The organism is Thermococcus sp. (assembly GCF_027066465.1).
Classification (GTDB): domain Archaea; phylum Methanobacteriota_B; class Thermococci; order Thermococcales; family Thermococcaceae; genus Thermococcus.
In genome coordinates this window covers 1-7,478 of sequence record NZ_JAMONU010000157.1, presented here as the reverse complement: position 1 = coordinate 7,478, position 7,478 = coordinate 1, and the positions used below count along the sequence as shown (strand labels likewise).

Annotated in this window: 11 protein-coding genes; 5 read left to right on the top strand and 6 right to left on the bottom strand. The window is 56.1% G+C overall.

Going from position 1 to position 7,478, the window contains the following annotated elements:
• Positions 1-189: 189 nt before the first annotated feature.
• Both mntA and MVK46_RS07675 read left to right on the top strand, forming a co-directional pair.
• Complete coding sequence (gene mntA, locus MVK46_RS07680; protein WP_297536064.1) at positions 190-483, top strand: type VII toxin-antitoxin system antitoxin protein adenylyltransferase MntA; 294 nt, start codon at positions 190-192, stop codon at positions 481-483.
• Positions 480-794, top strand: coding sequence for a DUF86 domain-containing protein (locus MVK46_RS07675; protein ID WP_297536062.1), 315 nt, complete (start codon positions 480-482; stop codon positions 792-794). Before mntA ends, MVK46_RS07675 begins: the two co-directional genes overlap by 4 nt.
• Before the next feature lie 19 nt (positions 795-813).
• Here MVK46_RS07675 and MVK46_RS07670 read toward each other — a convergent pair whose 3' ends face one another.
• The 3 genes from MVK46_RS07670 to MVK46_RS07660 all read right to left on the bottom strand — a co-directional run bounded on the left by MVK46_RS07670 (position 814) and on the right by MVK46_RS07660 (position 2,905).
• On the bottom strand, positions 814-1,563 hold the full coding sequence (locus MVK46_RS07670; RefSeq protein WP_297536069.1) for a biotin/lipoate A/B protein ligase family protein: 750 nt from the start codon (positions 1,561-1,563) through the stop codon (positions 814-816).
• A gap of 311 nt (positions 1,564-1,874) precedes the next feature.
• Positions 1,875-2,375 carry a signal peptidase I gene (locus tag MVK46_RS07665; RefSeq protein WP_297536060.1) on the bottom strand — a complete coding sequence of 167 codons (501 nt, stop codon included), beginning with the start codon at positions 2,373-2,375 and terminating at the stop codon, positions 1,875-1,877.
• A complete protein-coding gene (locus MVK46_RS07660; RefSeq protein ID WP_297536059.1) occupies positions 2,342-2,905 on the bottom strand; it encodes a DUF531 family protein in 564 nt (187 codons plus the stop codon). The genes MVK46_RS07665 and MVK46_RS07660 overlap by 34 nt, the downstream gene beginning before the upstream one ends.
• Positions 2,906-2,961: 56 nt before the next feature.
• Here MVK46_RS07660 and MVK46_RS07655 point away from each other — a divergent pair, with 56 nt between their 5' ends.
• The gene (locus tag MVK46_RS07655) at positions 2,962-4,038 is read left to right on the top strand and encodes a hypothetical protein (RefSeq protein WP_297536057.1); all 1,077 of its coding nucleotides are present in this window, start codon (positions 2,962-2,964) and stop codon (positions 4,036-4,038) included.
• A gap of 4 nt (positions 4,039-4,042) precedes the next feature.
• Positions 4,043-4,972: a dipeptidase gene (locus MVK46_RS07650; RefSeq protein ID WP_297536056.1), complete on the top strand. Its 930-nt coding sequence runs from the start codon at positions 4,043-4,045 to the stop codon at positions 4,970-4,972.
• Here MVK46_RS07650 and MVK46_RS07645 read toward each other — a convergent pair.
• Complete coding sequence (locus MVK46_RS07645) at positions 4,969-5,406, bottom strand: hypothetical protein (protein WP_297536055.1); 438 nt, start codon at positions 5,404-5,406, stop codon at positions 4,969-4,971. The genes MVK46_RS07650 and MVK46_RS07645 overlap by 4 nt on opposite strands.
• Positions 5,403-6,116, bottom strand: coding sequence for an RAD55 family ATPase (locus tag MVK46_RS07640; protein ID WP_367182644.1), 714 nt, complete (start codon positions 6,114-6,116; stop codon positions 5,403-5,405). Before MVK46_RS07640 ends, MVK46_RS07645 begins: the two co-directional genes overlap by 4 nt.
• A gap of 54 nt (positions 6,117-6,170) precedes the next feature.
• On the opposite strand from MVK46_RS07640, the gene MVK46_RS07635 reads away from it, so the two are divergent.
• Positions 6,171-7,019: a methyltransferase domain-containing protein gene (locus tag MVK46_RS07635; protein ID WP_297536066.1), complete on the top strand. Its 849-nt coding sequence runs from the start codon at positions 6,171-6,173 to the stop codon at positions 7,017-7,019.
• A 3-nt stretch (positions 7,020-7,022) separates the two neighbouring features.
• Here the strand turns inward: MVK46_RS07635 and MVK46_RS07630 are convergent.
• The coding region (locus MVK46_RS07630) for a prolyl oligopeptidase family serine peptidase (protein WP_297536054.1) at positions 7,023-7,478 on the bottom strand (456 nt) is incomplete at its 5' end.

Here is a 7,478-nt window from a genome sequence, read left to right as displayed (position 1 = left end):
CTTCGCCATTGAAATCGGCAACTCTATGCTGAGGCGCTCGAAGGGCAGGCTTCCGAGGCTTATGAAGAACTTCGAAAAACTCCGCGAGGAGCTCGGCGAGGACGAGCTGTTCTACGAGCTGGCGGGAGAGTTTGGTGTGGGATTTTAAACTGCGTAAACTTTATCCCTCCTTAATCCAAACTCTCAACCATGAGGACATTGAAGGAGATTGAGGAAATCCTGAGGGCCCACAAGCGGGAGCTTGAGGAGCGCTTCGGTGTCCGTGAAATCGGCATATTCGGGTCATACGTACGGGGGGAGGCAACCGAGGCGAGCGACGTGGACATTCTCGTGGATTTCTACGAGGTGCCATCCCTTCTGAAGTTCATCGAGCTTGAAGAGTACCTTGAGGGCCTTCTCGGGATTAGGGTAGACCTCGTTCTGAAATCCGCCCTTAAACCAAAGATTGCCGAGGGTGTGGGCAGGGAGGTCGTTTACGTATGAAGAGAACCCACGAGGATTACCTCAACGACATTGTAGAAGCGATAACCCTCATTGAAGAGTTTACTGAGGGAATGTCCTTTGAGGAGTTCCAACGGGATAAAAAGACTCAGTTCGCCGTTATCCGTGCGTTGGAGGTTGTTGGGGAGGCATCAAAAGCAATTCCGTCCGAATTTAAAGAACTGCACCCTGAAGTGCCTTGGCGGGAGATGGCAAGAATGCAGGACAAGCTCATCCACGCATATTCTGGCGTTGACCTCCGAGTTGTGTGGAGAACAATTAGAGGACATCCCTCGGTTGAGAGAGATTTTTAAGGGACTCCTTTAGCGTGTCTTACCTCATCTCGTTCCACTCTGGATCTCCATAGCGCTTCTCAATGAGCTCCTCCGCCAGCTCAAGCTCGTAATCCGTCAGCTCACCCTCCTCTAGCTCGAAAGCGCTGAAGAAGTGCTCCCTCAACAGCTCGTAGGCCTCCCAGCGGTTCAGCTTTATTCCCTCACGCTCCAGGGTCGTAACGCGCTCCCAGATGCTCGAAACGCCCTTGTCAGCGAGCTTTGCCTTTGAAGCCCTCAGGACTTTTCCGAGGACTTCAACGCGCGTCGCGTACATGAACGTCCCGTGCTGAAGGATTACCCCCTTCCTCCTCGTCTGCGCCGAACCGCTTATCTTCTTCCCGTTGGCGACGATGTCGTTGAGGCCGGAGAAGCCCGCTTTAAGCCCGAGGTCGTTTAGGGCATCGACGAGTGGACCGGCTAAGTAGCGGTAGCTCGTTTCAACGTTCTTCAAAGCCGGATGAAGGCCCTCGCCGACGACGACTGAATAGGTTATCTCGCCGAACTCGTCGTGGAAGACGCTCCCTCCGCCGGTTATTCTTCTTACGACGGGAATGCCGAGCTTTCTGGCCTCTTCAAGGTTGACGTCGTGGACGACGCTCTGGAAGCGGCCAATGGTTACTGAACTCGGCGAGAAGGCGTAGAGCCTCACCGTGTCGGGAACCTTCCCCTCGATTCTGGCAATCATTATCGCCTCGTCTATCGCCATCTGAACCTCCGGCCTTGCGACGATGAGCGGGATGAAGCGCATCTCAACCACCAGGGTTAAAAGGCCCGGTGGGTTTTTAAGCCCAGCGATGATGACGCCCAAGCCCTCCTGAGGGGTGATGAGAGCGGTCACCACTGAGCAACCTTTGCTTTCGCAAAGCTTGTTTCACTCATATTCTGGCATCTGGAAGACGCCTTGTCAGAAGTGAAACACTGCGAAAGTGCCGTCGAAAATAATCCCAAAAAAGAAAGGGAAGTATAGTTGCACGCCCTCTTTCCGCCAGCGCTTTCGTCAGAAAGAGCTGTTGGTCAGGGGCCGATTAGGTCATCACAGCTCAGCCACCTACCCTCACATCATCCCCCGAGTCCGAGCGCGTCCCTAATCCAGAGCGGAATCAGCCCTATCTTTGGAAAGACAAGTTCAGCCTTGGCCTCGACGGCATAAGCCGGAACGCATCCGGCAAGGTAGCCGTTAGGCAGGATGACCTGTATCGGTCCGTAGGGAGTCGGATAGGGCGGGTCGGGAACCGGGTTGTTGTCGCCCCATGTAACGAAGCACTCTTCGGGCTTCCCGTCGAGCTTAATCGTGTATATGTAGCGGACGCGGTGTATGATTGGATACTCGTAACCGGGGCGCTTGTAAACTATAACGTCACCCACCTTGACCTGGTCGGGGTTCGTTACGCCCTTGAGCAGGACAACGTCCCCCCTGTAAAAGACCGGCTCCATCGAGCCGCTGACCACTATTACGAGGGGAGAGTTCGTGTGAAGGGCCGCCTTCAGCCCGGCCTGGATTCCAAAGACGACCACGACCGCGATTATTATCCACGCGACGTCCTTTTTCCACTCCTCCATTTCAGCGCCTCCCGGTAGGTTGCAATCCTAACGGCTATCGCGCCGATTGCCGTGCAGGTTTCAAGACTGACCCTCTTCCCCGTCACGTCCATATGATACCGGGCCAACTTAAAGATTTCCTTCGGAAGACCGTGCCTGCCGAGACCTATGAGGAGGAGAAAGCTCTCACCCCGGAGGTGCCTCTCAGCCAGCTCGATGGGGGTTATCTCCTTCTCATCACTCGGCTTTCTCGTTGTCGCCACGGGCGTCCCGAACTGCGGGGGAAAACCCTTCCTGGGAAAATCAAGGAGATGGAACCTGTTTCCCTCAGCCAGTTCGAGGAGGTACCTTCCCCCCTCACCGATGGTTGTGTGGGAGCTGACTTCCTCGGCAACCTCCTTCGGCTTCCCCTCCAGCGGAAATCCAACGAGGGCAAGGTGAAAGTCGTAGGCGTAGGCTATTGGCGCGGCACGGGCTATCGCCCTTAAATGGGCCTCGTGGAGTCTCTTCACGTCATAGGTGTTGTAAAGGGCGAGCGTTAGAACCGCCATGGGTGAAAAGATGCGACCAACGTTTATAAGGGTTTGCGACCTACATCTAAGATGCCATGCCAGTATTCGAGGACGTTAAGGAACTTATAGAACTCGGGCGCTTTGAGGAAGCCCTTGAGAAAATTCCAGAGCTAAGTGACAGGCTCGAAAGGGTAGAGGCCATTGTTGAGCTAATCCTTGCAATTCTGAAGAGGGGAGAACCCCTCGAGTGGATTCCCACACTTCTCGAGGACGCCGAGTACCTCGCAGAGAGCATAGAGGAACCGGCGGACAAGGCGATGGCCTACAGCATGGTTGGATACGCCTACCGCGCCGCGGGATACGTGGAGGAGTCCGAAACGTGCTTCGCCAACGCCCTCGATGAGCTGGAGGAGATAGAAGACCCGCTCCAGAGGGGAGCCGCCATAGGAACCACTGCCTACTACATGGCGCTTGCGGGGGATTCAAAGAGCGCGCTCCAGATGTTCGACGTGGCCTTCGAGGTGATAACCAGGGCAACGGTGGACTACTCGAAGAAGGTCGAGGGGCTTATAGCCCTTGCCGGGCTGATGGAGGACGCGGGTGACGCACTGCACTCAAAGAAGGCGCTGCCCTTTTACAGAACGGCCTTCGACATCTTTGACAAGCTGCACGTCAACCAGAGGGCAGGTGGAGTTGAGAAAAAGATTGAGCTTGCGGAGACCCTCTACGAGACCGGAAGGCCCGAGATAAGACGCGCCCTCCTTGAAGGACGCTACAGACACGCGCTGGCGCTGATAGAGAAGCTCTACACCGGTGAGAAGAGGCTTATAGGGAAGCTCGAGGTGGCCCTCTGGATGAAGAGGGTCAACAACCCCGCCTACAAGGAGCTTGTGAGGGAAGTCCTGGGAGAGGGGAACCTGGAGCTGAGCCAGGTTGGCGTCCAGAGGGTTGCCGGACTGCTGACCCATCTGGGCAGGCTTGAGGACGCTCTAAGCTTCGCCCTCAGGATAGAGAGTCCCGAGAGGAAGAGCGGAGCGCTGAGGGGGATAGCGCTTGCCCTCGCCGGGGAGAAAAGGTTTAAGGATGCCGAGAAAGTTGCGAACGCTATTCCCACACCAGAAATCAGGGCGGAAACCTTAAGGGACTTAAAGACCCTTCATGGGTCTGGGTGAGGCGATGATATTCGACGCCCATTCAGACCTGCCCACGTTTGTTTTCGATGAGAGGAAGACAGGAAAAACGAGGGTTCTCGAGGAGAACTACGGGAGGTTCTTCAACGGAATAAGCGCCAGGGTTATGGCAATATGGACGAGGCCGGACAGGCGTAAGGACGCGACCGTTTACGGCTTCGAGGTTCTGAACTCTTTTCTCAAGGACGTTGAGGAGAGCGAGCGCTTCGAGCTCGTGAGGAACGTTGAAGAGATGCGGAAAACGATAAAAGCTGGGAGGGTGGCCCTCTGGCTCGGCCTCGAAGGGGGTGAACCGATAGGCGAGAGCCTCGACCTTCTGGAGGTGTTCCACCGCCTCGGACTTCGCGTTCTGACGCTCACGTGGAGTCTCAGAAACGCGATAGGCGACGGCGTCTTCGAGAGAACGAACGGAGGCCTTACCAACTTCGGCGTCGAAGTCGTCGGCAAGGCCGAGGAGCTTGGGATAGTGATAGACCTCAGCCATATAAACGAGGCCGGCTTCTGGGACGCGCTGAGCGTTACCTCGTTCCCGGTCATAGCGTCGCACTCCAACGCGAAAAAGCTCTGCGACCACGTAAGAAACCTGACCGACGAGCAGCTGAAGGCGATAGCCGAGAGGGACGGCGTCGTTGGGGCGGTTGCCATACCGAGCTTCGTGGACAAGGAGAGACCAACGCTGGAAAGGTACGTCGAGCACATAACCTACATGGCCGACCTCATCGGATACAAACACGTCGGCCTCGGCTTCGACTTCGTCTACTACCTGAGCGGCTGGAGCGGGAAGAGCGTCGAGGGTTTTGAGAACGAGTCGAGGATTCCGGCCCTTATGGAGAAGCTGAGGGAGAACTTCAGCGAAAAAGAGGTCGAAGCCATAGCCTTCAAAAACTTTGAAAGGGTGTTCGAGAGGATAACCTAAGGCCTCCGAAGGAAGTCGGGAACCCGGAGGTGGTGCCTCGAATTTGAGAACCTGATGAAGCTCAGGAACCTGACCGCCCCGGTTGGTCTCGATGACAGCATCCCGACGAGGGACGACCTGCTGAGGTAGGCCCTGATTGTCTCCGACGATAGCTCCGTCTCGGTCACAGGCGGCTGGTAGATTCCGAGCATTATGTCCAGCTCCCTGTCGCTCGCCCCCTCTATCCTTCCCTTTCTGAAGGCTATTATGGCTTCCCTTAAGAGACCCCTCTCCTCAGCGCTTCTGAATACCGCCTCCTTAAGCTCCCTTGACCAGCCGCTCCAGGCAAGGTGACCCGCGTAGCCGAGAAGATAACCGGTGAGGTAGGCCCTTCTGACGACGTCCCGTTCCTCGAGGATGTCCCTGAGTCGAAGGAGCCTCCTCGGCCTCCTCATAGCAACGGCCCCCTGATTGAGATTCCCCGCGAGCTGAACTCAAAGCGGTAGAGCCTCGTCTCGTGGTGGGTTCTCCTCATCTTGAGGACCTGCAAAGCCCTGACCATCTTGACGCCGTCGAGGTAGTAGTGGAGCATTATGACGCCATCAACGAGGTAGTGCTCCTCGGTGTAGCGGTCAAGCTCTGTCAGTTCGGCCACGAGAACCGTTGTTATGCCAAGCTCCTCGATTGTCCTGAGGAACGTTGCAAGCTCCGCCCTTTTCTCGGCGGGGTCCGTTGTCGGAAAGTCTATTGCGGTTAGGGGGTCTATGACGAGCCTCGCTATCCCGGCGTCCTGGGCCAAGTCTTTTATTCTGAACATGACGCTGCTCCACTGGGGCGGCTTCGCCTTGGTTCCCCACAGCTCCTTCCCGAGGTCGTAGAGTATCAGGTTGCCGTTGCGGACGTAGTTCCAGACGTCGGGGTCAAAGCGCTCGAAGTCCTTGGCAACCTCTTTGGGATTGTGTATCAGCGAGACGTAGGCCGTTTTCTCCCCGTTCTTTGCGCCCTCAACGAGGAACTGCATGGCAAAAGTTGTCTTGCCGCTCCCCGGGGGACCCGTCACAAGGTAGGCTTTTCCCGGAAGGAATCCACCCTCTATCAGCTCGTCGAAGCCCGGAATGCCGGTGCGCACTCGCTCGGTGCCGCCCATCGTCTCTACCTCCGCCACCTTATACTGCTCTTGAGTAAAGTTATATAAAAAGATGCCCCTACGAATTCGGAGCTGATGGGAATGTACTTCATAACCTTCAGAGAGGCAAGGAGGTTGCTGCTCTCAAAGGCAACAGGAGTAAACCTCGACCTGAGGAAAACCAACCGAACGTGGGAGATAAAAAGAGAAGGTGACGAGTTCATCTTCCCCGATGGAACGCGCGTCTCGAAGGACGTCATCGAGAGGATAGCGAGGGACGAGGGCAGCGTTTACTTCGTCAAGGACGGGGGAGTTTACAAGGCGGCAATAGCTGGAGAGCACTACTACAAGCTCGTCCCGACGATTCCGCCGACGATTGAGATAAACGGCATCAGGATGCACAGGACGAAGGGGGTAAACCCGCTCCAGGACACGAGGAACAAGGTGAACGCGGTTAGGCCAAAGGAGGGAGAAACGGTCCTTGACACCTGCATGGGACTCGGCTACACCGCCATAGAGGCCTCGAAGAGGGGAGCCTACGTCATAACAATCGAGAGGGATAAAAACGTCATCGAGCTGGCGAAGATAAACCCCTGGAGCAGGGAGCTCTTCACGGGCGGTAAAATCCAAGTGATTCACGGCGACGCCTTTGAGGTCGTGAGGAAGTTTAGGAACGAGAGCTTCGATGTAATCATCCACGACCCACCGCGCTTTTCTTTAGCAGGACAGCTCTACTCGGAGGAGTTCTACCGCGAACTTTTCAGGGTTTTGAAGCCCGGCGGAAGGCTCTTCCACTACGTTGGAAATCCCGGAAAGAGATACCGCAGAAAGGACCTCCAGAGGGGCGTAATGGAGCGGTTGAGGAGGGCGGGCTTCGTCGGCGTTAAGCGCGTTGAAGAGGCACTTGGAGTAGTGGCGAGAAAAGCGGAAAAGAAAAGGTAAAGCTCACTCTTTCTCTCCCTTCAGTATTTTCTCGACGTCGAAGCCTTCTTCATACTTCCTGAGCTTCCTCTCAAAGAACTCGATGAAGAGCTTGTAGCGCTTTGAGCGGTGCTTCGGGCTTCCGCGGATGCTGTGGCCGTGCGGACCCTTCTTGAACACCGCTATGTAGGCCTCCTTGCCGAGGTCTTTGAGCACGTTGTAGAACATCAGGCTCTGGTCGAGCGGGCAGCGGTAGTCCTCGAGCGAGTGTATGAGCAGTATCGGAGCCTTGACGTTCTCCGCGTAGAACAGCGGGCTGAGCTTCCTGTAGTTCTCGTTCTCCAGCGGGTTCGGGCCGATGACCTCGACGTCGAACCAGAGGCCGATGTCCGAGAAGGCATAACTCGTCAGCCAGTAGCTTATGCCGTTCTCGCTGATTCCGGCCTTGAAGAGGTCGCTCTGCGTTAGCGCCCAGTTGGT